Annotated in this window: 25 protein-coding genes and 1 pseudogene; 21 read left to right on the top strand and 5 right to left on the bottom strand. The window is 62.9% G+C overall.

The annotated features are described in order from the left end of the window. Positions 1-51 precede the first annotated feature (51 nt). The 5 genes from ACQPYS_RS08125 to ACQPYS_RS08105 all read left to right on the top strand — a co-directional run bounded on the left by ACQPYS_RS08125 (position 52) and on the right by ACQPYS_RS08105 (position 10461). Positions 52-2937 (top strand): helicase-related protein, encoded by a 2886-nt coding sequence (locus ACQPYS_RS08125; RefSeq protein ID WP_433492196.1) that lies wholly within the window; start codon positions 52-54, stop codon positions 2935-2937. A 2-nt stretch (positions 2938-2939) separates the two neighbouring features. Further along, a complete protein-coding gene (locus ACQPYS_RS08120; protein ID WP_433492195.1) occupies positions 2940-7538 on the top strand; it encodes an Eco57I restriction-modification methylase domain-containing protein in 4599 nt (1532 codons plus the stop codon). Between the two features lie 70 nt (positions 7539-7608). Beyond that, positions 7609-9216 (top strand): P-loop ATPase, Sll1717 family, encoded by a 1608-nt coding sequence (locus ACQPYS_RS08115; RefSeq protein WP_433492194.1) that lies wholly within the window; start codon positions 7609-7611, stop codon positions 9214-9216. Between the two features lie 22 nt (positions 9217-9238). Continuing rightward, entirely contained in the window at positions 9239-9739 is a 501-nt protein-coding gene (locus ACQPYS_RS08110; RefSeq protein ID WP_433492193.1) for a hypothetical protein, read from the top strand. A gap of 173 nt (positions 9740-9912) precedes the next feature. After that, on the top strand, positions 9913-10461 hold the full coding sequence (locus ACQPYS_RS08105; protein ID WP_433492192.1) for a GNAT family N-acetyltransferase: 549 nt from the start codon (positions 9913-9915) through the stop codon (positions 10459-10461). Here ACQPYS_RS08105 and ACQPYS_RS08100 read toward each other — a convergent pair. Next, positions 10428-11747, bottom strand: coding sequence for a helix-turn-helix domain-containing protein (locus tag ACQPYS_RS08100; protein WP_433492191.1), 1320 nt, complete (start codon positions 11745-11747; stop codon positions 10428-10430). The genes ACQPYS_RS08105 and ACQPYS_RS08100 overlap by 34 nt on opposite strands. Before the next feature lie 167 nt (positions 11748-11914). Here ACQPYS_RS08100 and ACQPYS_RS08095 point away from each other — a divergent pair, with 167 nt between their 5' ends. The 8 genes from ACQPYS_RS08095 (at position 11915) to ACQPYS_RS08060 (ending at position 17195) form a co-directional block, all read left to right on the top strand. Continuing rightward, the gene (locus ACQPYS_RS08095) at positions 11915-12265 is read left to right on the top strand and encodes a hypothetical protein (protein ID WP_433492190.1); all 351 of its coding nucleotides are present in this window, start codon (positions 11915-11917) and stop codon (positions 12263-12265) included. Between the two features lie 67 nt (positions 12266-12332). Then, entirely contained in the window at positions 12333-12656 is a 324-nt protein-coding gene (locus tag ACQPYS_RS08090; RefSeq protein ID WP_433492189.1) for a hypothetical protein, read from the top strand. A gap of 156 nt (positions 12657-12812) precedes the next feature. Then, on the top strand, positions 12813-13739 hold the full coding sequence (locus ACQPYS_RS08085) for a hypothetical protein (protein WP_433492188.1): 927 nt from the start codon (positions 12813-12815) through the stop codon (positions 13737-13739). Positions 13740-13872: 133 nt separating this feature from the next. After that, entirely contained in the window at positions 13873-14094 is a 222-nt protein-coding gene (locus ACQPYS_RS08080) for a hypothetical protein (protein ID WP_433492187.1), read from the top strand. A 301-nt stretch (positions 14095-14395) separates the two neighbouring features. Next, positions 14396-14728, top strand: a complete 333-nt coding sequence (locus ACQPYS_RS08075) for a WXG100 family type VII secretion target (protein ID WP_433492186.1) — start codon at positions 14396-14398, stop codon at positions 14726-14728. Then, on the top strand, positions 14725-15021 hold the full coding sequence (locus ACQPYS_RS08070) for a WXG100 family type VII secretion target (protein WP_433492185.1): 297 nt from the start codon (positions 14725-14727) through the stop codon (positions 15019-15021). Before ACQPYS_RS08075 ends, ACQPYS_RS08070 begins: the two co-directional genes overlap by 4 nt. A 3-nt stretch (positions 15022-15024) precedes the next feature. Continuing rightward, positions 15025-16527: a hypothetical protein gene (locus ACQPYS_RS08065; protein WP_433492184.1), complete on the top strand. Its 1503-nt coding sequence runs from the start codon at positions 15025-15027 to the stop codon at positions 16525-16527. A 2-nt stretch (positions 16528-16529) separates the two neighbouring features. After that, complete coding sequence (locus ACQPYS_RS08060; RefSeq protein WP_433492183.1) at positions 16530-17195, top strand: pentapeptide repeat-containing protein; 666 nt, start codon at positions 16530-16532, stop codon at positions 17193-17195. A gap of 233 nt (positions 17196-17428) precedes the next feature. Here the strand turns inward: ACQPYS_RS08060 and ACQPYS_RS08055 are convergent, their stop codons facing one another. Then, positions 17429-17593: a hypothetical protein gene (locus ACQPYS_RS08055; protein ID WP_423697403.1), complete on the bottom strand. Its 165-nt coding sequence runs from the start codon at positions 17591-17593 to the stop codon at positions 17429-17431. Between the two features lie 4 nt (positions 17594-17597). Here ACQPYS_RS08055 and ACQPYS_RS08050 point away from each other — a divergent pair, with 4 nt between their 5' ends. From ACQPYS_RS08050 to ACQPYS_RS08040, 3 genes are read left to right on the top strand one after another with little or no spacing between them, the layout of a single operon-like run. Further along, the gene (locus tag ACQPYS_RS08050; RefSeq protein ID WP_433492182.1) at positions 17598-19100 is read left to right on the top strand and encodes a DUF4041 domain-containing protein; all 1503 of its coding nucleotides are present in this window, start codon (positions 17598-17600) and stop codon (positions 19098-19100) included. A 53-nt stretch (positions 19101-19153) separates the two neighbouring features. Continuing rightward, the gene (locus ACQPYS_RS08045) at positions 19154-19522 is read left to right on the top strand and encodes an effector-associated constant component EACC1 (protein ID WP_433492181.1); all 369 of its coding nucleotides are present in this window, start codon (positions 19154-19156) and stop codon (positions 19520-19522) included. Continuing rightward, on the top strand, positions 19522-20817 hold the full coding sequence (locus tag ACQPYS_RS08040; protein WP_433492180.1) for a caspase, EACC1-associated type: 1296 nt from the start codon (positions 19522-19524) through the stop codon (positions 20815-20817). Before ACQPYS_RS08045 ends, ACQPYS_RS08040 begins: the two co-directional genes overlap by 1 nt. Positions 20818-20948: 131 nt before the next feature. Here the strand turns inward: ACQPYS_RS08040 and ACQPYS_RS08035 are convergent, their stop codons facing one another. From ACQPYS_RS08035 to ACQPYS_RS08025, 3 genes and pseudogenes are all read right to left on the bottom strand, one after another. Beyond that, on the bottom strand, positions 20949-21407 hold the full coding sequence (locus ACQPYS_RS08035) for a hypothetical protein (RefSeq protein ID WP_433492179.1): 459 nt from the start codon (positions 21405-21407) through the stop codon (positions 20949-20951). Positions 21408-21431: 24 nt separating this feature from the next. Then, positions 21432-21836 (bottom strand): hypothetical protein, encoded by a 405-nt coding sequence (locus ACQPYS_RS08030; RefSeq protein ID WP_433492178.1) that lies wholly within the window; start codon positions 21834-21836, stop codon positions 21432-21434. Between the two features lie 138 nt (positions 21837-21974). Further along, a pseudogene (locus ACQPYS_RS08025) lies at positions 21975-22061 on the bottom strand (short-chain dehydrogenase); the annotation flags it as partial. A 172-nt stretch (positions 22062-22233) separates the two neighbouring features. On the opposite strand from ACQPYS_RS08025, the gene ACQPYS_RS08020 reads away from it, so the two are divergent. From ACQPYS_RS08020 to ACQPYS_RS08000, 5 genes are all read left to right on the top strand, one after another. Further along, on the top strand, positions 22234-22551 hold the full coding sequence (locus ACQPYS_RS08020; protein ID WP_433492177.1) for a hypothetical protein: 318 nt from the start codon (positions 22234-22236) through the stop codon (positions 22549-22551). Between the two features lie 90 nt (positions 22552-22641). Beyond that, positions 22642-22974, top strand: coding sequence for a WXG100 family type VII secretion target (locus ACQPYS_RS08015; RefSeq protein WP_433492176.1), 333 nt, complete (start codon positions 22642-22644; stop codon positions 22972-22974). Beyond that, on the top strand, positions 22971-23270 hold the full coding sequence (locus ACQPYS_RS08010; protein ID WP_433492175.1) for a WXG100 family type VII secretion target: 300 nt from the start codon (positions 22971-22973) through the stop codon (positions 23268-23270). Before ACQPYS_RS08015 ends, ACQPYS_RS08010 begins: the two co-directional genes overlap by 4 nt. Next, the gene (locus tag ACQPYS_RS08005) at positions 23267-24607 is read left to right on the top strand and encodes a polymorphic toxin type 28 domain-containing protein (RefSeq protein ID WP_433492174.1); all 1341 of its coding nucleotides are present in this window, start codon (positions 23267-23269) and stop codon (positions 24605-24607) included. Before ACQPYS_RS08010 ends, ACQPYS_RS08005 begins: the two co-directional genes overlap by 4 nt. Positions 24608-24643: 36 nt before the next feature. After that, positions 24644-25057, top strand: a complete 414-nt coding sequence (locus tag ACQPYS_RS08000) for a contact-dependent growth inhibition system immunity protein (protein WP_433492173.1) — start codon at positions 24644-24646, stop codon at positions 25055-25057. Positions 25058-25096: the final 39 nt, after the last annotated feature.

Raw genomic sequence — 25096 nt, 5'->3', positions numbered from 1 at the left:
AGCGGTACTAAGTTGATTCGTTCGATCGTCGACACAGCAGGAGCACTCTCGATGACCCTCGCGCAACCGAGTGACGACCTCAATGTCGCGCCCGGCTCCATAGTCGTGGTCCGCGACGAAGAATGGCTGGTCACCGCCCGCGAACAAGGGTCCGACGGCTGGCTGCTGCGAGTGCGCGGCCTGTCGGAGCTCGTGGCCGACACCACCGCGACTTTCTACCACTCCCTCGACGAGATCCAGGTCCTGGACCCCGCCGACGCCGAGGTCGTCCCCGACGGCTCCTCCGGCTACCGCGACGCCCGCCTCTGGCTCGAGGCACTGCTGCGCAAGACCCCGTTCCCCTACGGCGACCAGACCCTCACCGTCTCCACCCGTATGCTCGCCGATTCCCTCGGCTACCAGCGCGCCGCCGTCGCCAAGGCCCTGGACCCCCGGCTTATCCGCCCCCGCATTCTGCTCGCCGACGCGGTGGGCCTGGGCAAGACCCTCGAGATCGGCATGATCCTGTCCGAACTCGTGCAGCGTGGCCGCGGCGAACGCATCCTCATCGTCACGCCCCGCCATGTCCTCGAGCAGATGCAGCACGAACTGTGGTGCCGTTTCGCCCTGCCCTTCGTGCGACTCGATTCCGCCGGCATCCAGAAGGTGCGCCAGAAGCTCCCCGCCACCCGCAACCCCTTCACCTACTACAAGCGCGCGATCATCTCCATCGACACCCTCAAAAGCCCCCGCTACAAGGCACATCTGGAACGCCAGCACTGGGACGCGATCGTCATCGACGAATCCCACAACCTCACCAACGTCGGCACCCAGAACAACGAACTCGCCCGCGTCCTGGCCCCGAACACCGAAGCCCTGATCCTCGCCTCGGCGACCCCGCACAACGGCCGCGAGGATTCCTTCGCCGAACTCCTGCGCCTCCTCGATCCCACCGCTGTCGCCGCCGACGGCTCGTTCAGCAAGGACGAGGTCTCCGCCCTGCTGATCCGCCGCCACCGCCATCACGACGAGGTGGCCGCGGAGGTCGGCAGCGATTGGGCCGAACGCGCCGAACCCGTGCACAGCCTGGTCCAGCCCTCACCCGCCGAGGACGCGGTCGCCCGCGAACTCGCCCAGGTCTGGCTGCACCCGAGCACCGGCGCCTCCCCGTACTCCGGCGAAGCGAAATCCCTGTTCCCCTGGACCTTGGCGAAAGCGTTCCTCTCCTCCCCCGCCGCGCTGCGTGAATCGATCGACCAGCGCCGCCGCAAACTGACGGAAAAAGGCGGCCCGCACACCCCCGAGCAGCGCACCGAACTCACCGCCCTCGACACTCTCGCCGACCTCAACGACAAGGCCTTCACCGAATCAGCCGGTAAACAGGCCGCGCTCATCCAGCGCCTACGGGAGATCGGCGTCGGCCCGAAGTCGGATATGCGCGCGGTGGTCTTCGCCGAGCGCATCGCCACGCTCAAATGGCTCACCGAATCCTTGCCCGACGCACTGGGCCTGAAACCGGAGAACATCGCCATGCTGCACGGCGGCCTCTCCGATATCGAACAGCAGCAGATCGTCGACAGCTTCAAACTCGAAACCTCCCCCCTCCGCATCCTCGTCACCGGCGATGTCGCCTCCGAGGGCGTGAACCTGCACGCCCAATGCCATCACCTCATCCACTACGACATCCCCTGGTCCCTGATCCGCATCGAGCAGCGCAACGGCCGTATCGACCGCTACGGCCAGCGCCGCCCACCCGTGATCTCCTCCCTGATCCTGGAACCGTCGGACCCCGAATTCTCCGGCGACCTCCGCGTCCTGTCCCGCCTGCTGGAGAAGGAGAACCAGGCCCACACCACCCTCGGCGACGTCGCCTCCCTGATGGGCAAACACAGTGTCGGCGAGGAGGAGTCCGCGATCCGCGACGTCCTGGCCCGCAAAACAACTCTCGACGACCAGGTCCGCAGCATCGACGAAGTACTCGACGGCGACGATATCGACGCCTTCTTCGCCCAGATGGACGTCGAAGCCGACGAAGCGCCCGAACTACCCGAACAACCCCGCCAGAGCCTGTATCCCGACGACGTCTCCTTCCTCGACGAAGCCCTGCGCGCCGCCTTCAACGACGTCCCCCACGCCGACCCGGCAGCCGGCGGCGTCGGCTGGACCGTCCATCGCGACCACGGCATCGCCGAACTCGTTCCCCCGAAAGACCTGCGCCAGCGCCTGATCCAGCTCCCGCAGAACTACCTCCAGCACGGCCGCGTCCTCGAACGCCTCAAACTCGCCACCTCCACCCAGGTAGGCGACGCCCAGCTCCGCGCCGCCAAACAGGGCAAGGGCATCGACAACACCACCTGGCCCGAAGCCCATTTCCTCGGCCCCCTGCACCCCGTCCTCGACTGGGCGAGCGACCGCGCCCTCAGCGCCCTGGGCCGCAACCAGATCTTCGCCATCCGCGGCACCCTCGACGCCCCCACCGTCCTGCTGATGGGCACCCTCATGAACCGCCGCGGCCAGCTCGTCTCCCGCGTCTTCTCCACCGTCGTCTTCCCGAACCCGGCCAGCCCCTCCTTCGCCCTCGTCAACACCCACTCCGACCTCGACTTCCTGCTCACCGACACCGGCCTGCGCCCCGGCACCGCCAACCCCGGCGCCCTCCCCGACCCACACCGGTTACGCGAGCTGATCCCGATCGCCGTCGACAAGGCCGGCGAGTCGATGAAACTCGTCCTCGACCAGCAGGAAGCCACCGCCACCGAGCGCCTCGCCGCCTGGCGCCGCCGCGCCGACCGCTGGTATTCCGCCGCCGAACAACTCGACCTGTTCGGCAGCCGGAAAAGCAAGGTCGACAAACTGTCCCGCCGGATCGCCGAAGAGCAGCGCCTCGCCGAATCCCTCGCCCCCACCCAGCAGCTGGTGCGCCCCCTGCTGGTGATCGTCCCCGAACAGGAGCAGTAACCGTGGCTTCCTTCGATTCCATCGTCGTCGGCGAGGACTGGATCAGCGAACACTACTTCACCACCGATTCGGTGAAGGAGTCGTTCCACGGCAAGGTCATGGACCTGCGCAAAGGCTGGGACGCCGAAGCCAAGGAGGGCCGCGACACCGTCCGCAGCCGCTTCCTCACCGCCGCCCGCGACCTGCAAACCGCCCTCGCCGCCCTCACCGAAAACCCCGACGCCGCCCCCAAAGCCCACGCCCACCTCCGCACCGTCTTCGGCTACCCCGGCGAACTCACCGACTTCACCACCGAACGCGCCGGCTCCGACCTCCTCATCCCCGCCGCCCAACTCGCCGGCACCCCCGACATCCTGTTCCTCCAAGCAAGCCCGGCCGCCACCCTCGAAGACCTCCTCGACCCCGACACCGGCCACCTCATCACCCCCGCCACCGAAGACGGCAAACCCATCGAATCCCTCTCGAAAGCCGTCTCCGCCGCCTTCCGCTCCGACACCCCACCCGCCTTCATCGTCGTCCAAGCCGGCCCATGGCACCTGCTCGCCGAAGCCGAACGCTGGGCCGAGGGCCGCTACCTCGCCGTCGACCTCCTCGTGGTCGCCGAACGCAAACACGAAGCCCGCGGCGGCGAGGTCGACCGGACGGCCGCGATCTTCGGCGCGCAATCACTGAAACCGGACGCCGACGGGAATATCTGGTGGGCCGGGGTGCTGGAAGACTCCGTCAAGCACACGGTCGGGGTGTCCAAGGACCTGCGCGAAGGTATCCGGCTCTCCATCGAAATCATCGCCAACGAGGTGGTCCGGCGGCGCCGCGAACGCGGACTGACGATGGACGGTATCGACGCGAACGAACTCGCCAAACACTCGCTGAGGTTCCTGTATCGGATCCTGTTCCTGCTGTATGCGGAAGCGTCCCCGGAAATGCAGGTGCTGCCGACCGGTGCCGCCGAATACGAGGAGGGTTACGGTCTCGACCGGCTCCGCGAACTCACCCTCACCGAACTGGTCTCCCACCGCGCCCGCACCGGGACACACCTGTACGAGTCGCTGAAGAAACTCTTCGACCTGGTCGACCAGGGGCACACGCCTGCCGTCCGCGAGAACATCACCGACGATCCCGCACCCGGCCTCCAGTTCAACCCCCTCCGCGCCGACCTGTTCTCGCCGAAGGCCACCGCACTCATCGACGAGGTCGGGCTCGGCAACGAGGCGACCCAGCAGGTCCTCGCCCACCTCCTGCTCACCAAGGAAAGCAAGTCCCGCAAGGGCGCCGACCGGGGGTTCATCAGCTACGCCGAACTCGGCATCAACCAGCTCGGCGCAGTGTACGAGGGGCTGATGTCCTACACCGGGTTCTTCGCCGAAGAAGACCTGTACGAGGTCGCAAAGAACGGCGACCCGGAAAAGGGTTCCTGGGTGGTGCCGGTGGACCGCGCGGACCACCTCTCGGAATCCGATTTCGTCCGCGCCGAAGACCCCGACACCCACGAACTGAAACCGGTCGTCCACCGCAAAGGCACCTTCGTCTTCCGCCTCGCCGGCCGCGAACGCCAGCAGTCGGCGTCGTACTACACCCCCGAGGTGCTGACCGAGTTCGTCGTCTCGCAAGCGCTCGAAGAACTGCTCGACCAGAACGGCACCCGCACCACTCCCGAAGAAATCCTCCAACTCACGATCTGCGAGCCTGCCCTCGGGTCAGGCGCGTTCGCCATCGAAGCCGTCCGGCAGCTCGCGGCCGAATACCTGACTCGCAAGCAGCACGATCTCGACAAACGAATCGAACCCGACCGCTACCCGGTGGAACTGCAAAAGGTGAAGGCACATATCGCCCTACACCAGGTGTACGGGGTCGACCTGAACGCCACCGCCGTCGAACTCGCCGAAATCTCCCTCTGGCTAGACACCATGGTCGCCGGCCTCCAAGCCCCCTGGTTCGGCCTCCACCTGCGACGCGGCAACTCACTGATCGGTGCCCGGCGGGCGGTCTACCAACCGACCCATCTCGCGAAGAAAGCATGGCTGAAAACCGTGCCCACGGATATCCCGCTGGGCCAAGAGATCGCGGCTGGCATCCACCACTTCCTCCTCCCCGCCGACGGCTGGGGCGCGGTGGTGGACACCGCCGAGGCCAAAACCCACGCTCCGGAGAAGCGAGAAGAACTACGACTGTGGCGCAACGATATTCGCAAGACGCCGTCCAAGGACATCGCTCGTCGGCTGGCGGCCCTGGCGGAGCGGGTTGAGACACTGTGGGAGCTGACACTTCGGCGGCTCACCATTGCCGAGGAATCCATCCGCCGCGATCTGCACCTGTGGGGCCAAGAATCCGTCGAACCCGGCCCTGGAATCGAACGGGAACAGATCGAAGCGATCCTATACGACGAGAACGGGGCCTACCGCCGACTGCGTCGAGTGATGGACGCCTGGTGTGCACTCTGGTCCTGGCCGGTAACCACCGATCTGGCCGCACCCGACTGGGCTCAGTGGGTCGGCGGGCTCGAAGCAGTGCTCGGAATCGCACCGAAAGCCGGGAAATTCGAAAAGTACGGGCAGACGAGTTTCGCCGGTGACCTGAGCTGGTACGAACTGGATTCCGCGGAAGACACCGACCGCACGTTCGCGCAAGCGAAGCCGATCAACGCGGCAGTCCAGGAGTTTCCGTGGTTGGGCGTGGCGGCGGAAATTGCCCAAGCACAAGGATTTCACCATTGGGAACTGGACTTCGCTGCGGTGTTCGAACGTGGCGGGTTCGATCTACAGGTGGGTAACCCGCCATGGGTGCGACCGGACTGGGATGAGGCTGCTGTGCTGGCAGAATTCGATCCATGGTGGCAGTTAGCGGATAAGCCATCGGAAGCCGCCAAGCGGGAGAAACGAACCGCGACGCTAGCTATTCTCCCCGTGCGTACGACATTTCTTAACGAGCGTGCGAGCCAGACGGGACAGAGCGAGCATTTCGGATCTGGAATCGATCGGCCAGTCCTCGGAGGTCTGCAGCCGGACATGTACCGATGCTTCATGGAACGCACCTGGCGATCGATAGGAGCGAACGGGATCGTCTCACTTATCCATCCGGAGAGTCATTTCACCGAGACGCGGGCGACTGGGCTTCGACGGGCAAGCTATCGGCGTTTGAAGCGCCATTGGCAGTTTCGCAACGAACTGAATTTGTTCTCCGAGGTAGACCACAACAAGCAATACGGTGTGCACATATACGGTGTCGACTCCGAAGTGAAGTTTCTGCAGGCTTCAGCCCTGTACCACCCCGACGTCCCAGTTCGATCACTACGCCACGACGGAGACGGCCCCGCCCCTGGTGTGAAAGACCCTGAGGGGCGATGGGATATGCGGCCGCATGCTGAACGCATAATCGAGGTCACCGAGACTGAACTTGCCGACTGGGCAGCCCTGGTCGACGAGCCAGGAACTCCTGCTATCGAGGCGCGAATGTTGTACCCGGTCAACCGCGCCAGTGTTGAGGTGCTGGAGAAGATCATCGCCTCACCTCGGCTGGCAGACACCAACTTCCACTGGACCGCAGGGTGGCACGAATCGGCCGACCGTAAACTCGGCTACTTCGAATCAGGCTCTACTGTCCCCGAGAGTTGGAACGATGTAATCCTGCAGGGTCCACACTTCACGACCGCCACTCCGATCTATCAAGAGGGCAACCCGTCGATGAGGAGCCAAAACGATTATTCCCGTATTGACCTAGACGGCATTTCAGAAACCTTTATCCCAAGGACCAACTACCAGCGTGCGCGGCGCTTCGAGGATTACATCGCAGGATATCCACACTGGGAAGCAAAATCGAGCACATGCTTTTTTCGGCTGGCTTGGCGCGAGATGTGCAATAGCGGGCACGTTCGCACGCTCCAATCTGCCCTGCTACCACCCGGCCCAACTCATGTGAACGCTGTCCAAAGCCTCAGTTTCACTGGCGACAATCGAAAACTCGCGATCCTCGCCGGTGTCAGCCATTCCCTAGTAGCCGACTTTGTGATCAAAGTGATCGGCAACTCCCACATCAAGGCCTCTATCTGGCTCCAACTCCCATGTCCAGTCGGCCACCTTCTAACAGACCAACTGATATTGCGCACCCTTCGTCTGAACTGCCAGGTATCCGCATTCGCCGACCTGTGGAGCGAGCTGTATCAAGATTCCTGGCAAAGGGATTCGTGGACGCCCAATGCCTCCGCGCCAACTGACACCACCCTCGCCACCTCCGGGCCTATTTGGACGTCCGAAACCCCCCTCCGCCGTGCTGCCGACCGCCGCCAGGCCCTGATCGAAATCGACGCAATCGTCGCCGTCATGCTCGGCATCACCGCCGACGAACTCCTGACGATCTACCGAACCCAGTTCCCCGTCCTCCAGAAGTACGAACGCGAAGCCCTCTACGACGCTAACGGCCGCCAACTCCCCACCAAACTCGCCTCCGAATACCGCAAAAAGTCCGGCCTCCCAACCTCCGACCTAGCCGTCGACGGCATCACCTACGAGGAACCGATCAGAGGCGTCGACCGCGAACACAACATGCAACAGGCACACATTCACTTTGAAAAGCTATCGCACGGACACCAGGCGGTCTTGCCTTAAACGCACAGCGATCGACCAACTATTCGTCGTCGCCCATCGGCCCAATACCAAACTCAAGGAGGTGCCTTCTTTGGGAAGGCGCAAGTCCAGAAGGACGCACCAAACTTTCTCTGAGCCCCCGCGGCCCTCGCCATCAGAAGGCAACGTTGGGAGTTCAGCCGAATCGACCACTACCATTAAGCTTCCCAAAGGCGCGATCTCTAAAATCAACATAGGACAGTCGTTCGCCGAATACGATACCGCTCTGGACGATCCCGCGATCTATGTACATACTCCAGCACTGGCCGCTGCATCTGATCCTGAAAGCGGGAAAGTATTCTTCGTCGGACGACGGGGAACAGGAAAGACTGCCGTCAGACGGTACTGCGACTTCAATGGCGACTCAACCAGGGTAATAGTTCCAGAAATATTCAGCCCTTCTTCAACTTTACAGGAAGTTGAGCTGCTGAGGAGCATGAAACAAAAGCCATTTCGTTCCTTGGTTTCCGCATTCAGACGGGCCATCCAGATCGAAGTGTTATCGATATGGCTCGATGGATACTCCACGCGGATCTCCCTCCCCACTGATGTACAGCAAGAGCTGGACAACTTTGCAGGCTTGGATTTCGATTTACGCTGCCTTCATTTGATATCACGTATCAGTGGCGCCCTAGCCGAGGGCGATGACGAAAAGTGGCTCCGCGAAAATAAGATCGCCAAACAGATTGCCGATTGCATGAAGAGCATGTGGTCCAATGTACTCTCTACCCAAACCGTCCTCATAGACAGCATTGACGACTACTGGGAAGGCAGCGATGAAGGGCTCATCTATCTGACCGCTTTCATGCATGCCTGCCAGGAAGTGTCCACTCAGGTCCCTAATGCCCGCGCCATCTTGTTTCTCCGTGAAAATATTTTTGAGCGGGTTCGCGCATTGGACACCGAATCGTCTCGGATCGAGACAGCAGTTGTAGGAATGGAATGGACCGAGCGGCAGTTACTCGAGTTGGTCGAGCGGAGACTGAACAGAAACCTAACAGCCAAATTCGACCTCAGAGGCGGTACATGGAATGTCTTCTTCGAGCATCCAGAAGATGCGTGGAAGAGCGTATTGGAATACTGCCAACGACGCCCCCGGGATGTGCTCATATACTGCAGCCACGCGGTAGAAGCAGCACAGTCAGCGGGCCATACCAAGATACAGATTGAGGACATTCAGCAAGCAAGGCGACGTTTTTCCGATAACCGATTCAGAGACCTCGGAGACGAATACTCGGAGAATTATCCGCGGATTTCTGTCGTCCTCTCGCGATTTTACGGATTAGGTACTGCTTTTACATTCGGAGGGGTCGAATCCTTCGTCAGAAAGCTCCACAACGATGCAGAGGTGGTGAGACTTTGCGGTTCGTGGTTGTACGAGAATTCGTCACCGGAAAAGTTCATACGACTTTTATACGACATCGGATTTGTAGGCATACGAAGTTCTGGTAAGAATCCAAAATTCCGCGCACTGGGACCCCTAGACACCAGCCCGCCACCCGTCTCGGATACAACAGACATCGTAATCCACAGGTGCTATTGGGACGCACTTGATCTCCAAGATGCGCTGGTACGGGACCTGTCAGATAAGGACGAGTTCGGAAAAAAAGGGTATCATCGAAGATTTACCCGGTGGGCTCAACCCCAGCGAATACACTGACAATATCGAATTTGCTATAGCAATGCTGGAAGGCATACCACCCGGCGCCGCGGGAGCTTCAGACTTCGAGGAGATCGTGGGCGAAGCCTTGAAACTATGCTTCTTCAGGAGCCTAGTGAATATTGAGATGCGTGTTCGAAACCACGACGGAAGAATAATTCGTGATTGGGTGGCCGCAAACAGAGCAACCAGCGGGTTCTGGGAGTATGTCCGAACGCGATACGACGCAGTTCAAGTTATCTGGGAGTGCAAAAATTATGAGGAATTGCACGCGGACGACTTCCACCAGGTCGCGTACTACATGAACGACGTTGGCGGACGTTTCGTTGTTCTTGTATTCCGCGGAGAAATGAAGGCTAGCTACTATCAGCACATGCAGCGCATCGTGACGAATACAAGAGGTTTTATCCTACCCTTGAACGTAAAGGATCTATTGGTCTTCCTTCGCCAAGCAGGAAACGGCAAGATAAAAGAAGATCATATCCAAGATCGCTACGACAACGTCATTCGAAAACTGTCATAGACACCGGCCGAATTCGGCAGGTATTGTCCCCTTCGAAAACGAGCACCTCGCGTCCACTGACGGCACTGAATCCACCGGCGAGTAGAGCATCGCGTTCTGAATCCGCTGAATCTGCCGATATGTCTGCGTGTGCCCGACCTGGTAATCTGTAGCGGGTGCGATATCCCAAGAATATGCGCCTGGAGATCGTGGATTCGGCCTCAGTCTCGAAGTTCATCGAGACCGTGGCAGATCTCTACGATCTCGCGTTCTCAGCACCCCCACACCGGTGGACGGAATACGAAAAAATGCGGCATCGCAAGGTATTGCCGGGGCTGCTCTCGGCCGGCTCCCTTGCAGTGGCACAGGATGAATCTGGGCTTATCGGTGCTGCATATGGATATCCCTCAACCCCCGGCGGATCGTGGTGGCACGGCGTGCGCGGGCACCTGCTGACACCAGGGTTCGTTGAGGAATGGCCAGGTCGGACGTTCGTGCTTGCCGGACTGGCAGCGCACCCAGAACGGCGTCGCACAGGAATCGGGCGGGCCTTGGTGTATCGCATACTGACCGGTCGCCCGGAACATCGAGTCGCCTACTCGGTGATGCCTGGCGCGGTCGCGGTCCACTCCCTGATCGGACAGCCGCGCTTGAAGCCTGTCGGGCGTCGGGTGCTCCCGGAAGGCGCGGGCATCGATTCGTTGGACTACTACGTTCTGGAGCTGCCTGTTGCGAAGCCATAGGTATCCAAGCGCTCATCGAATTCGTGTACCTCACGCAGACCGTTCCATGGAGTGAGCAGGGCTCGGGATTCGCGGAGAGACTCGACGAGTCGCCCGCTGTTGTTGCGATCCGCCAATTCGGCTGCTTCGACAAACGCGCAGACCGCCGCTTCTATCTCATGCTGACGAATATGCGCGTTGCCGAGCTCCAGCTTCGAGAAGGCGCGGGCACGCACGAACGACGGTTCGATCAGGTCGAGAGATTCCCTGGCGGCGTCCGCGGCACGGTCAGCGTAGCCGAGCTGCCTCAGGCACGAACTTCGCGCGGCGGCGGCAAAACCAGGACCATAGAAGTAGGCGAGCGACTTTTCCGGTTGCGGATTCTCAGCGGCGCAGCTCTCGTTCTCGTCCAAGGCAGCCAGCACCGCCGACTCCTCACCCGGAATCAGTGCGTAGGCTCGTGCGGCCATTTCGGCAGTGTCGGCGATCAGGAGGGGGTCACGGGACCGGCGTGCCCAACTCAACGCTGCTTCGGCGTGGTCCGCCCCCAAACGTGGGTTGCCGCTCCATACCGCGAGGTGGCTCATGTGCGAGAGAGTGAACGCCGCCAGCTCGGCATCACCGGATTCATGGGCGGCCATGCGGCCGATTTCATAGCACCGGCTCGCGGAGGCATGGTCGCCCATATCGAAATACAACCAGCCGGCAAACCTCGTCACGTTCGCGTAAACGGAAATCAGGCGTGACCGAAACCGAGTGGGACAGTCCGGCAGGATCGAGCGGATCATGCTCTGCTGGTCCAAGACCGACCGCAGCGCCAACCACGGCCCGAATCGGTCGTCCTGCTCCATCGCGCCGGACAGAGCCGATTCGATCTCATCGATCAGCCGGTCATCAACCTTCACAGACGAACCGTGGCTATGGCTTTCAGGGAATGCCGCAGTCGTCGCGGCTACAACGGCAAACTTGCCGAACTCACGTCTCTTCATGTCATCGATTTCCTTTACTCCCGAAACAAGGCCTGCCCTGCTCGACGAGGATAGGTCTTCGTTGGGGGTCCGAAGTGGGCCCGGCGGATACTGACGCGCGGCAGCGAACCGCGCCCGCTGCTCCTCGTCGAGCCTCCTGCGGGCGGTGTCCATACACTCGGAGTACTTCGCACCCAGCGTGATGTCGGCGCCCCTGCGCTCCCATTTGCCGACCGACTCGATCGAACAACCGATCCGGTCGGCGAACTGAACCTGCGTATCCCGCAACGCTGTACGCAGCGCGGCGACCTCGAGCCCAGTCCACCTGATAATCGTCATCTTTCGGCGTCCTCCCCTCCGCTGTAATACCGCCAGGGTACGGCCTCCGTACGGGTTCGGTGTGTCCTTCTGCCGCAAGAACACAGCAATGCTGAAACCAATCATTACCGCAATCCGCAGAGGCGCACGCTCGACTTTCGCCCCGACAGAACCCGGAGCCGACCGTTATGCCCGTTCCTTCAACCGAAACCACCGTCCGCGAGCCGGTCCGCGTGGATCCGATCCCTTCCGGTACCGCCCCGGTCGACGACCACCTGCGTCAGGAACTACCGAAACTCCCCACCAGGCGCGCGCACAACCAGTCGATGGCGGCCACCCTCCGACTCTGGCACACCCGCAACCTCGACCTCCTCGAGCGCGTCGCCGTCGGCCTCCGCCACCTCGACCACCCGGCAGCCTGCAAGAGTACCGACCCCATCCGCGGGCGAGCGCACGCCATCCACCTGATGGCCGACCACACCAAACACAACTGCCCCCGGTTCCGGCTCGCGGGACAGTACCTCGAGGACCACCAGTGACGGCCGGGCCGAGGACGTGCGGCTCGCTCCTGGTACGTCCATATCGAATCGTGGAGGGGCAAGCACTGTGACGGAACCGGACGCACCGACACGGGCGGTTGCCCTCCTGCACAGCACCCACGACCCGGCAACCTATGAAGCACTGACGCGGAAACATCGGCTGGCCATCGTCCACACCGTCCACACGGATACCGTCGCCGTTCTGGCCGCGCTGATCGCCGTCCAGTACGCCCTGGAGCACGCCGCGGACGCGGTGGTGATCCCCCACGTCGGCGCCCTCGAGCCTCGCACCCCGTGGTGGGTGGTCACCCAAGCCGCCGACCTGATCACCGGAACACAGGAGTATCCCTTGGGATCGGCAATCACTACACAGCACCGGACCGAACAGTGATCACGCTCGGATTCGTCATCGCGATCGGCCTGCCACTCGCCGTGCTGATCCTGGCGGTGACGCTGCCCGAACGCCGCGACAAGCCATGAGCTACCCGAGGTCTGCACGTTCGGCATCCGGATTACCTCTGCTGTGATGCGCATTAGAGTCGGACTCATGCGGAGCAGTTCCCGTGGTTGCACTGTGCAGGTCCATCTCCCGCACGGAGATCCCCACGGCATCAGGATTCTCAGTCGCGCCGGATGGGATGGGTACGTTCTCGCCATACCGCGAGCCGACGCGGCGGCCGCGGGGGACTTCGAGGAGTTGAACAAGTGTGCAACCGTCATCCTGCTCGGTGCGGCTGCAGACAACCGGACTCGCGTTCGTATCGGCCATGCCGATCCCGCGGCCGACCATCTTCCGATGTTCCGCGCCGATCAGCGGTGGACTCAACTGTTCGCGCTCGGTAGAGAACGCGATTTTCCGAAGGTATTGGCTCGCCGGGTTGCCCTGTCGATGGCCGAGGCCGCCCGGCGAACCGGACTGGCGGAAGTCGTTGATGCCTACCCCACTGCTCCCGGAGAAGTTCCCGCAGCCATTCGGACCGAAGCACAGTCTTTCACGCGCGAGGCACTTATCTTCCTGGCTCTGTGCGGTGTGGCGGTCTTCGGCACCTCCGCTACGGCCTTACCCTCATCTCCTCCCGCCACACCGGCGGACTCGACGCGGCAGGCCGGCCCGAGGACACCGAGCGCCGTGACGCCGCCGAAACCCACACCGGCCGAACCCGTGCGCCCGGCCGCAAAATCCCGGACCGAGGGGAAAGCGCACTACGACGAAGATATGCGGTTGCTGCTCGATCGCGGACTGCTGAGACCGGGACAGCGGCTGATCTTCGAACAGCCTCGAAAAGACACGCGGTTCAGAGCCTTCGGGGAGGAGGACGGTGACCTGCGTGTCCAGAACACCCCGTATCCGTCTCCGACCGCTGCCGCGGTAGCCGCGGCGGGTGGGTCGCACAATGGTTGGCTTTGCTGGCGCACCACGGACGGCCGTTCGCTCGACGACCTGCGGAGACAAGTCAGAGGACGAAAAGGCTAGGCGATCGATGGCCATCCGGGCCCGCACCGCTCGTGGTGGGTGGCTGCGCACTCTGTCCGGACAGCACCGAACAGGTCTGTTATCGGCTCCACCGCCTTCACGGTCGAGGCGAGCAATCAAATGCCACGCCACGATGATCGTCACCTGGAACCTGACCGACTCTCCGGCGGAAAGCCTCGAACCTTGGCAGCTCGAAGCCAAGAGCCCCGATGATTTCCTCCTCGAACAGATCAGCATCGACGACCGGCGAGTACGGGCGTGTGTCCAGCAGATCGCGGATTCCCGGCGCAACCCTGCTGAAACGGCCGAGGATGTGCTCGACGCACTCGAACGAGCAGGGATCGTAGAAGCGTAGCCGCCCTTCGCTCGGGCCGCTGAAACCGGCACTGGCCTCGGCCTTCATCGCCCACGTAGGGCATCAGCCAGATGAGCTGGTTGCGTTCGCGGTCGAGCGCCCACTCCTCGAGACGCCGTCCCGGATCGTGTAGGTCCGGCAACTGCGTCCTACGAGGCTTATCCGTTTCCTCCACCACCAGTGCCGGTTTGCGACTCCGCTCGGTCGCAGGAACACGCCACCACCCCGGTCTCCAACGTGCCCGATCCGACGGGGCGTGAGCGGTAGCCGGGCCGGACTTGCCCCTGATAGCCTCGCAACCATGGTCGATTCAGGGGGGAATCCCAACCCTACTGACAGCATTACTGTTGTGCCGGAGGAGGTTCGAGCCGTTGGACAGTTTGTCGCGGATATCGCCCGGAACCTACGCTCCGGTCTCGATTCGGCGAGCACGGATGTCGACGCCCTCCTCACCGACGGTTGGCGCGGCGACGCCGCCGGCGAATTCGCCGGCGGCTGGACCGAACTGCGTGACGGCGGCATCAAGATTCTGCAGGCACTGGACGGCATGGCCGCCGAGCTCGGTGTCCAGGCCGGCAGCTACCAGGCCACCGACGAAGCCAGCTCCCAGCAGTTCCCGAGCCTGAATCTATGAGCACCGAGTTCACCGTCGATGTCGAACGACTCGACAACCTCGTCGCCCGCCTGGCCGGCCTGGCCGGTTACCTCACCGAACAACTCGACCTCATCGACGACAAAGTCGCCGGCCTCGACGGCGCCTGGGAGACCGTCGCCGCCAACGCCTACCGCGACGCCCACCGGCTGTGGTCCACCGGCGCCCGCGAATTCGCCACCGGCCTGGCCGATATCAGCGATGCCGCCCGCACCGCGCACACCCGATACACCACCGCAGCCGAGGTCAACAGGAAGATGCTGGACGGTGCATAATCCATGACCTGGGTCATCGACTCCGGCATGTACTACGCCGCCGCGAACAAATGCCGACTACTGGCCGGAGACATCTGTCTGGCATTGGGCCCCTTGCACAGCACACTGCTGCACGAATGCGAAGGGATGGCCGGCGACCACAAGGACTCCGAAGCCTGGAGCACCGCCTACAACAAACACGCCACCGATATCGTCACCCTCGCCGCGACCCTGGCCAACGCCCTGCAACGCTTCGGTGATGTCCTGGCCGCCAACGGCTACAACTGGTGGCACGCCAACCGCGCCACAGCCAGCGGCCCCGAACCCGAACGCCCCACCGACTCCGAGCCCCTTTACGACTCCGGCATGGAACTACCGGCCAATGCCAAAGGCGACAATGGCCCCGGCCTGGACGAAGGCGCGGTCGCCGGACTCCTGAAAGAGGTCGGCCGAATTCCCAACGGCGATGTCACCAGACTCGGCAAAGCCGCAGATGCCTGGGAAACATTCGCCGAACACACCACCATCACTGGAGCCGCCTACCGGATCAAAGGTATCAACGCCACGTTCACCGGCAGCACCGACCCCAACATCGCCGAGATCGAAGCCAAACTCACCACCCTGACCCAGGCCGCCGAAATGCTGGCCCAGGCTTCCAGCGCACTGGTCACCCCCGTCGGCGACCATCGTGACGCACTCCAGGAGATGCGCGATGACATCGAGGCCGCAGTCGCCACTGCCACCAAAGAGCTCGCCGCCGCGGTAGTCATCACCGTCGGCATCGTCGCGGTCGCCGCCGCCCTCAGCGCCGGACTCGCCGCCCCCGCCGCAGCCGGCGGTGGTGCCGCGGTCACCGTCGAAATCGTCACCACCACTGCCGGCATCATCAAGAATGCCGTGTCGATCAGCCGCCTACTCGCCATCTTCGGTACCGTCCTCGCCGTCGGCACCGCCTCCGGCGCTTTCACCGCCATCCCCGATCTCACCACCAACGGCATCAACAATGCCATCGCCGCCATCGCCGCCATGGCTGTCCACATAGCCACCGATGATGATGCGACCGGTCCCTCGAATTCGGGCAACACCCCCGGTACACCCGAATACGCGAAGCGTGTAGAGGAACTTGCGCAGGATCCAGCCAAGAACGGGAAGGTCAGCCCACAGTCGAGGCGGGAGGCAGAGGTCGGCTTGACCAATGAGAACGCGGGTAGAGTCGGGCCGCTCGAGCGAGCACAACCAGGTCCCAACGGCGAGGATACCGGCGAATTCGTCGATACAGAGTCGGGCATTCACTGGGATGTCAAGAGCTCGCCGGATGTGATCCCGGATTATCGGCCGGCCGATGTCGCGGGTAAGCCCATACCCAATCCACAAACCGACGATCAGTTCGTGGAAATGATCGAGGACTCGCTTGCCGACGGAGAGGGTGTGATGATCGACCAAAGCGGCATGACAGAGGCTCGGATAGCTCATCTGAGACAACTTGTGGAGAGCCATCCCGAATGGCAAGGAAAGGTGCTCTGGTAGAAATGGCGACCACCCACGGCCGCACTGTTGCAGCGGTTCGTAACTGGCCGGTGAACCCAAGGGCTCACCAAGCCCTGGCCGACTATCTTGCAGCCCTGCCTGCCGACCCCACGACCGAAAGCAGTCCATCGATGCTGCTCAGCGGGCATGGTCTCGATTTCACCGGAGCGGATCTTTCCGGCCTGGATCTGCTCGGTGCGGAATTGAGCGAAGCGATCCTGACCGATGTGAGGCTGGTCGGCACCGACCTGTACACGGCATGGCTGACAGCCGCCGACATCAGCCGGGCGGATCTGACCGGCGCAGACTTCCGCAAAGTGCAGGGACGCGGTTGCCACGCCCAGCATGCAGTTTTCCGAGGTGCGGACCTGCAGCGCGCCGACCTTTCGGTAGCCGAATTGACGGGGGCGGATTTCCACGGAGCCCGGCTGCAGCGGGTTACCTTTTCGGGGGCAGATCTCCGCAGAGTGGATTTCAGTGGTTGCACCTTCGAGCGCACCAGGCTCTCCCGCGCACGGATCCAGGGCGCTCACGTCGAGGAAGCCGAAGGTCTGGTCATAGGCCCCGTCGATATAGGCGAGAGCTCGCCGATAGTGCTGGACGGGCCCGAACTGCAGGAATGGTTTCACTCCAACGGAGCCACCAACGTCCAGGTCCATCGAACTTAGCTCGAAAGGGTGCGGATCTGTCCGGACTGCAACTCCGAGCAGCAGCGCTGAACGAGTGCGAACTTCGAGGTGTGCGGGCTGTGGATTCTGACCTCTATCAGGCATGGATGTGGTCGGCGAACATCGGTCGAGCAGACTTCTCCAGGTCCAGCTCGGCCAAAGCCTCCCGCGAAGCCGACACCGGACCACCTCGTTTTTCGCCAAGTGTCAAGTGCTCGACAGCTTGTGTCGAATCAGTTCTTCCCGGCGGCGCCGATGCCCGGCATCGCTCGATGGGGATGGGTTCGGTCGGTGTAAAGCATGCCGTGCAGGTGGTCGACTTCATAGGCGACCAGGCGGGCGATGCCGCGTTCGAACACGATGATCGTGCGGCTGCCGTCGATGGAGGTGCGTTCCACGGTGATGACCTCACGACAGACAGACCAATCGCTCGTTCCGGGCGCAGCGCGGCGGTCGCGCCTGCCGAGTCGAGTTCGATATAGCATGCTCGAAAGATCAACTGCGATAGGGGGAATCATGCGCACGGTGCCACCGGATTGGTATCCGGATCCGGAGAACGAGGGATTCCTGCGGTACTGGAACGGCCGATCCTGGACCCCGGACCGGCGGGTCGCACCGGTTTCGGCAGATCGGCCCGGGGAGGCATCGAAGGTCCCATTGTTCGGCGCCAGGGGTTACGCCAAGCGTCAAACCGAGGAGCTGGCCGCCGCGCTCGCTGAGAACCGGCGACTCCGCGCACAAGTGGAGCAATTCGGCGGGGGCGGGATCGACGATCTGCAGCAGCTCCGCGCTCGCCTCGAGGCGGAGGTCGCCGAGCAGCAAGCGGTGCGCGACGAGCTGCTGGCGCAGGTGGTGGATCTTCGCGAAGAGCACATCCTGCAAGAGATCGGCATATACGAGTTCCGGCATCCACTGTCGGATTCGGTGGCCTACCGCGACGCACTGAAACGCTTACAGGGCGAGATCAAGGCGCAGGCGCGCCGTGACGCCGGTGCGATAGAGGCGTTGAAGGCGTGGGTGGTGGAGGGGTCGGTCACCGATGGCCGAAAGATGGTCAGGGAGTACTCGAAGCTGATGTTGCGTGCCTACAACGCCGAAACCGAGAATATCGTCCGAGGTCTCAAGCCGTACAAACTGCAGAAGGAGCTCGACCGGCTCGATCGGCTCGCCGAGACCCTCAACAAGTTCGGCGCGACCATGCAGTTGCGCGTATCTCCCGAATATCACGCACTCCGGCGGCGCGAGCTGGAGCTGACCGCCGACCATCTCGAGATGCTTGCGCGACAGAAGGACTATGAACGTGATGAGCGCGAACGTCGCCGCGAAGCGGAGCGCGCCCGACAGGAATATGCGCGGGAGCAGGCGAGACTCGAACGGCAACAGGAGAAGGAACATGCCACGCTGACCGGGCTCGAAGCCGACGGCAAGGGCGACACCGAATCTGCGGATCAACTGCGGGCCAGTCTGGCAGAGCGGGAACAGGCCCTCAGCATCATCCGGAATCGGGCGAACGATACCCGCGGCGGCTATCTCTATGTCCTCTCCAATGTCGGCGCGTTCGGGGACGGCGTGGTCCAGATCGGCGTAACCCGCCGGTTCGATCCGGAGTCACGGATCCAGGATCTCAGCAACTCATCGGTTCCGTTCCGATACGACCGCCATGTGATGTTCTTCGACCCGGATGCGGCCGGAATCGAAGCCGAGTTGCATCGCCGGTTCGAGCACAGACGGGTGAACAAGGTCAACCGCCGCCGCGAATTTTTTCGCGCCACAGCCGCCGAGGTCAACGAACAGCTCAGGGAACTCACCGACACCTACTACGAGTTCACCGAACACCCCGAAGCGGTCCAATACCACCAGAGCCGCAATACCGACAGCGCGGCGGAACCGCGAACAACCGCGTAGCCGGGGTCTTTCTCAGCTATCCGACCGAACCCACCAGACCCGAGGAGACGACCATGCCGGAACACCAGGGCCAGTTGGCCATCAGCACCGAGGGCAGCGCCGACGATCTGTTCGAACTGCTCGAATGGCTCAACGACCACGATGAGCTGCGAGGCCTGGTGAAGTTGCCAAGGCAGCAGATCCGCCCGGGCGAAATGGGTGGACTGTCCGAGGTGCTCGTGGTCGCACTCGGTGGCGGTGGCGTCGCGACCGCATTGATCAGCTCATTGACCTCGTGGTTTACCGTCCGGCGATCCGAGATCTCGGTTACCGTGAAGAGCGGTGCGGGATCCGAGATAACCCTCGATGCCAAGCGGGTCACGCTGCCGGAGGTCACCGCATCGTTGCAGACCCTGATGGAACAGGTCGACAAGGAACAGTGATGGCAGAGCAGGACCGGGCCGGCTGGCAGGCCGTGCTCATCGGGGTGAGCCGTTACACCGATTCCCGTCTGCACGATATTCCGGCCGCCCGCACCAACGTCGAAGACATGGCGCGAGCCCTGACCGCGCCGGGCAGTGCTTTTGCCGAGGAATACTGCCAGGTTCTGACCGACCCCGGACAGCCCACCCAGATCGGCAGAACCCTTACCACCGCCGCCCGGGATGCCCGTGATGTGCTGCTGGTCTACTACACCGGCCACGGCGTGGTCGCCCAAGGCGGACGCCTGTATCTGGCGCTTCCGGATACCGATGACAACCACCCCGAATGGAGTTCCGTTCCGTTCGCGACGCTGCGGGATACTCTGGCGCACAGTCGCGCTCGCACGCGAGTTCTCATTCTGGACTGCTGCTATTCGGGTCGCGCGTTCGAAGCCATGAGCAGCTCCGCAGCCGTGATCGACGGTCAGATCGATATCCAGGGCACATATACCATCACCTCGTCCTCCAGAAACGAAACTTCCGAGGCACCCGAAGGCCACCGGCACACGGCCTTTACCGGCGCACTGCTCAGGGCCGCCGCCGATACCGAACTCACCCTGGACGAGCTCTTCTGGCGCGCCGACGACATCCTGCACCGGAGCGGCCGGCCCCGCCCGCAGCGACGAAGCGTCAACATTGCCGGCGAATTGCGGCTGTTCAGCGCACCCGTCCGCCGACCGACACCCGAGACCATCGCGTCCGAACCCGGCACTGCAGCCGACAGCCGGGCGCTGTTCGAACACGGTCTGCACTGCAGCGATCAGGGCGATGCTGCGCAGGCGGAGAGCGCGTGGCGGCGGGCTGCCGCCCAGGGCCATCCCGGCGCCATGAACAACCTCGCCAATCTGCTGGCCACTCGCAAACAGCTGCGTGACGCACAGGACTGGTACCACAAGGCGGCTGAGCTGGGCAACGCCGAGGCCACAGGCAACCTGGCGAACCTTCTCAACGAGACGCAATTCGTCGAAGAGGCCGAACTCTACTATCGGCGCGCCGCCGAGGCCGGGAATAACGACGCCATGTACAACCTGGCCGTCATGCTCGACCGAGCATTCCATTTCGATGACGCCATCACCTGGTACCGGCACGCCGCCGAAGCCGACCACCGCGACGCCATGCACAATCTCGCGATCCGGCTCCGCTACCGCGGACAGGTTATCGAGGCCGATACCTGGTGGCGCCGTGCCGGGCATACCCGCGCACAACGCACCGGTGACAAACCCCGCGGACATATCCCCCACACCTGGTGCCGGTGAGGACCGGGGGAACATCAGTTCCTCCAACAGTGCGGGGGAACCTGGCAGCCACCGTGCCCGGCTGACTCCACGGCCGGGCAGGCTGTACCGACGGCAGCTGGATCGGCTTGGTCGAGCTCCTGGCCGCATGGTCACGCCGACCGCCACGGCAGGAGCCGACGAACCGCCTTTCGTCCCGAGGTGATGTGCGGGGGTTGCGATATCAACGAATCCTTGCCCCGAATACACCACCCGAACGCCACCCACCGGTCGTCGTCATCGGTGATCACATACTCTTCGGCGCCCCCGAGGATGATCGCTTCGATCGCCGCGGCCGCCTGGGACGGCTTGTCCTCGAATTGGATTTCGTAGTCGGCGATGGCGCGGACGCACCAGCCCGTTTCGATGCGCACCGAGGCGTCGCCCATATCCACCAGCATGATGTGTGAGTTGGCCCCGCGCACTTCGGCTTCGGTTGACGAGGATCCGCCGGAGAGCAGCAGGGTGCCGGGATTCGAAAACGTCTGGATGGCGTAACGCTCGGCAATGGCAAACACCTCCGAGCAGAACATCTCCCATTCCGTCCCACTCACCCCGGCCTCCCAGCCCACTCGCAATCCTGCGCCGCCTCGGCACTATTTACCGCACGGATTCACCACCGTGTCCGAGTACTTCCACGCCGAGGATTGCGAGGGTACTCCCCCGTACACGCCGCCCCCGCGAGCAGCCGTCCGGTACTCCCCGTCCGCGCAGGTGGTAGCGCCTTGGGCAACGAGTTTGGTCCCCGCGGCGGGTTTGGTGACCTCGTTGTGGCCGCCGGCGACCCGCTTCCAGCTCCCACCCTCCTTGCGCTGGAGTTCGACATCGATGTACAGCGAGTCGATGGCCGCCGTGCACTTGATACTGCCCTTTCCGACGATGTCGGTCGGTGTGCCCTTGGAGTTGTGCGGATTCATGGCCTTCACGGCTTCCACTTGGCAGGCCGCGTTGCCCGGCCCGGGCGCCGCGTCAGCGGCGGGCAATGCCACACACGTGGTCATCAAGAACGCCAGCACGCCACCCGCGACCGCCCTTATCTTCCTCCCGTATTTCGTCATTCGCTTACCCCCGGTTGATGGAATCTTCGGTTCTTCATCTGGTTGGATGTCGAAGCATCCCGATCGGTTCCATCCGTCCTTCGCCATCGCCCGAACCCGCCCCAGCACATCGGGATACCGCCGCAGATACGCACCCCCGTTGAGATCATTTGCCGTCCCGATCCTCCAGGCCTCCTTTGTGACCTGTTGACGGCTGTGCTGAGTGGGTCAATCACGGACAGCCGCGGATTCGCGTCCGGCGTCGATCCCGGTCCGTCGATGCACCACCCGGTCGACTTGCTGCCGTCCGATCGCTGATGCCGGATACGGCCCTGCCGATCCTCTGGCAGGATCTGGGCACATGGCTCGCTCGACCACGACGATCACGATGAACGGCAATCCGGTTCAGATCACTGATGAACAGATCTTCCTCGCCACCCGCGACCAGACCCCGGGAACGCCGCAGACCTATGCCGTGTTCGTCAACAACGCTCTCTGGCCGCCGACCCAACTCATCGGATTGGCCACCGGGGTGCCGGCAAGGTCCGGCGAGACCACCAACTACAACTCACACGCCGCGTTGAAGGCACTGAACGAGCTGGGCTTCGCCACATTCGAGCGCGTGGAGTACGACACGCTGGGGACCGTGGTGGTGCGCGAAAGCCGTAGGCGCACATAGGGCCTGAGCATGGCCGTGTTTTCGAGTCACCCAGGTGGCTCAGCCGTGAACTGGTGGGGTACGGCGGACGGCGCTGGTAATCTCCCGGGCATGGTCGATTCAGGGGGAAATCCGAACCAGCCCGCCGACATCACGGTGGTGCCCGATGAAGTTCGGGCGGTGGGACAGTTCGTCGCCGATATCGCGCGGAACCTGCGTTCGGGTCTCGATTCGGCCGGTAGCGAAGTCGACGCCGTACTCAGCGACGGTTGGCGCGGCGACGCTTCCGACGAGTTCAGCGGCGGCTGGACCGAGCTCCGCGACGGCGGCATCAAAATTCTGCAGGCCCTCGAAGGTATGGCCGCCGAACTCGGCGTGCAGGCCGGCGCCTACGAAACCACCGACGACCACACCTCCCAGCAGTTCCCGAGCCTGAACCTGTGAACAATCCCGAATTCACCGTCGACCTCGAACGCCTCGACCAGCTGGTTGCTCGCCTGTCGAACCTGGCCGGCCACCTGATCGAACAACTCGACCTCATCGACGACAAGGTCGCCACCCTCGACGGAGCCTGGGAAACACTGGCCGCGAGCGCCTACCGTGACGCCCACCAACTCTGGGCCGCCGGCGCCCGCGAATTCGGCGCCGGCCTTGCCGACATCAGCGCTGCGGCTCGCGCCGCCCACGACCGATATACCCGCGCGATCGAGCTGAACCGCGCCATGTTCGGAAACAGATGACTCCCACCACCGTATACGTCAACTGGCAGACCTATTATGACGCCGCCAAGGAATGCCACGACCTCGCCGCTGAACTCCGTACCGCCGACAAACCTGTCCATGATGCGGTCAAGGGCCAATGCGCCGGCATGGCCGGTGATGCCCCCGGCTGCAAACAATGGGGCGAAACCTACGACGAACGCGCACGCACGGTCCTGCAGACCTGCACCAACCTCGCCGACGCCCTCACCAACTTCGGCTACCTCCTCTACGCCACCGGCTACAACCACGGTGTCGCCAACAAGAGCAACCCCGACCGGCCTCAGGTCACCGACGTCACCGTGCACTCCGTACAGATCCCCAGTTCGGTCGCCGACAACGGCAACGGACTGGGGCACGAGGGCGGAGCCCCGGAATTCTTCGACAGTCTTCTCGGCAAGGTAACCGCCGAGTTCGGGAAACTACCCAATGGCGATCTCGGCAGGCTGGCGGCCGCCGAATCGGTGTGGAAGACATTCGGGAGCAATGAAGTCGTCACCGGCGCTGCCGATCGGATCTCCGGAATTGCCGACCTCCTCACCGGTATAGACGAACCGGAGACCAGACAAGGCATCGCCAACGACTTCGCCACCATGAAGACGGCCGCCGAAAGCCTCGCGGGCGCGGCACAGGTGATGGCCGCACCTATCGGTGAGTACCGCACGAACACCGAGGAAACCAGTCGGCAGATCAGCAGTGAGACCACCGCGTTCCTGGTCGAGTCGGGGATCATCATTGCGGCCGCGGTCGCGGTTTCCTGGCTCACCGTCGGCGGCAGTCTGGCAGCCGGCGCCGGTGGTGTCGTCGCACTCGCCGGTGACACCGCGCTGGCGATCAGCCGCATCTACCGGGCCAGTAGGCTCTGGGCCCTTCTCGGCCTCGCCACCGCCGCCGCAGCCGTCGTCGCCTTCGATAAAGTCCCTGACCTCACGCAGGTCACCACCAGCCTCGCTGCCATTATCACCGCTCGGGCCTACCTCGACACCGAGGCCGATGGCCCCGTCGGCACCGATGGCACAAGCACCAGCGACCGGCCGACCAAAACAGACAAGATAAAAGAACACCTCACGGATCGTGACCTCGACGCTGCGCGTCGGGAACTGAACGGCGAAGTAGTGGCGAGAAAGCCCGACGGGACTCCGTGGGATCATGTCCGAGAAGTACGAGACGCGCAGAACGGCCTCGTCAAACGTATCGACCAGATAAAACGCCAGCTCGGAGACTCGCGAACCAACCCCGCCGATCGCGCGGAGTTGGAACGGGAGCTATCCGAGGCGAGCCGACTACTCGACTACAGCGAAGAGTTCGTTCCACGTTGATGAACTGGTTGAGGCGCAGATGAGGAGAGGAGCACAGTGATATATCGCGACCCACGGTCACTATCTCAGATCGAAGGCAGGTCCTGGCCCGCCCCGGATGGGAATGCGACCCGACTCATGAAGACCGTGCACGCGTTGAGAGACGTCCCTCTGACAGATCTCACCGTCGAAGACATTCGCGTCCTCCTGTCGCAAAGGGAGGGCGTCGACGTACTGACTCCAGTGGCGCTCGACATCCTCGGCTCCAATCCCCTCGCCGAAGGTGACTTCTACCCGGGCGACCTTTTCACGGCGCTCTTGGGTTGTCATTCACGAGAGACGGATTCCGCCGAACTTATTGCTCGCATCGAGCAACTGATCGAACGAGTCTCGGAAAAGGGTGATCTGGAACAGTACGACGCGCCGCACACCACAATTTGGTCGTCCATCGACGAGTGGCGCACCGCGTAACCAAAATCGAGCCCGGAATCGCCAATTACGAAGAGAAGT

The organism is Nocardia grenadensis, assembly GCF_050942415.1.
Taxonomy (GTDB): Bacteria; Actinomycetota; Actinomycetes; order Mycobacteriales; family Mycobacteriaceae; genus Nocardia; species Nocardia grenadensis.
Note: the sequence above shows the minus strand (reverse complement) of the source record. Positions and strands in the feature narration are given on the sequence as shown.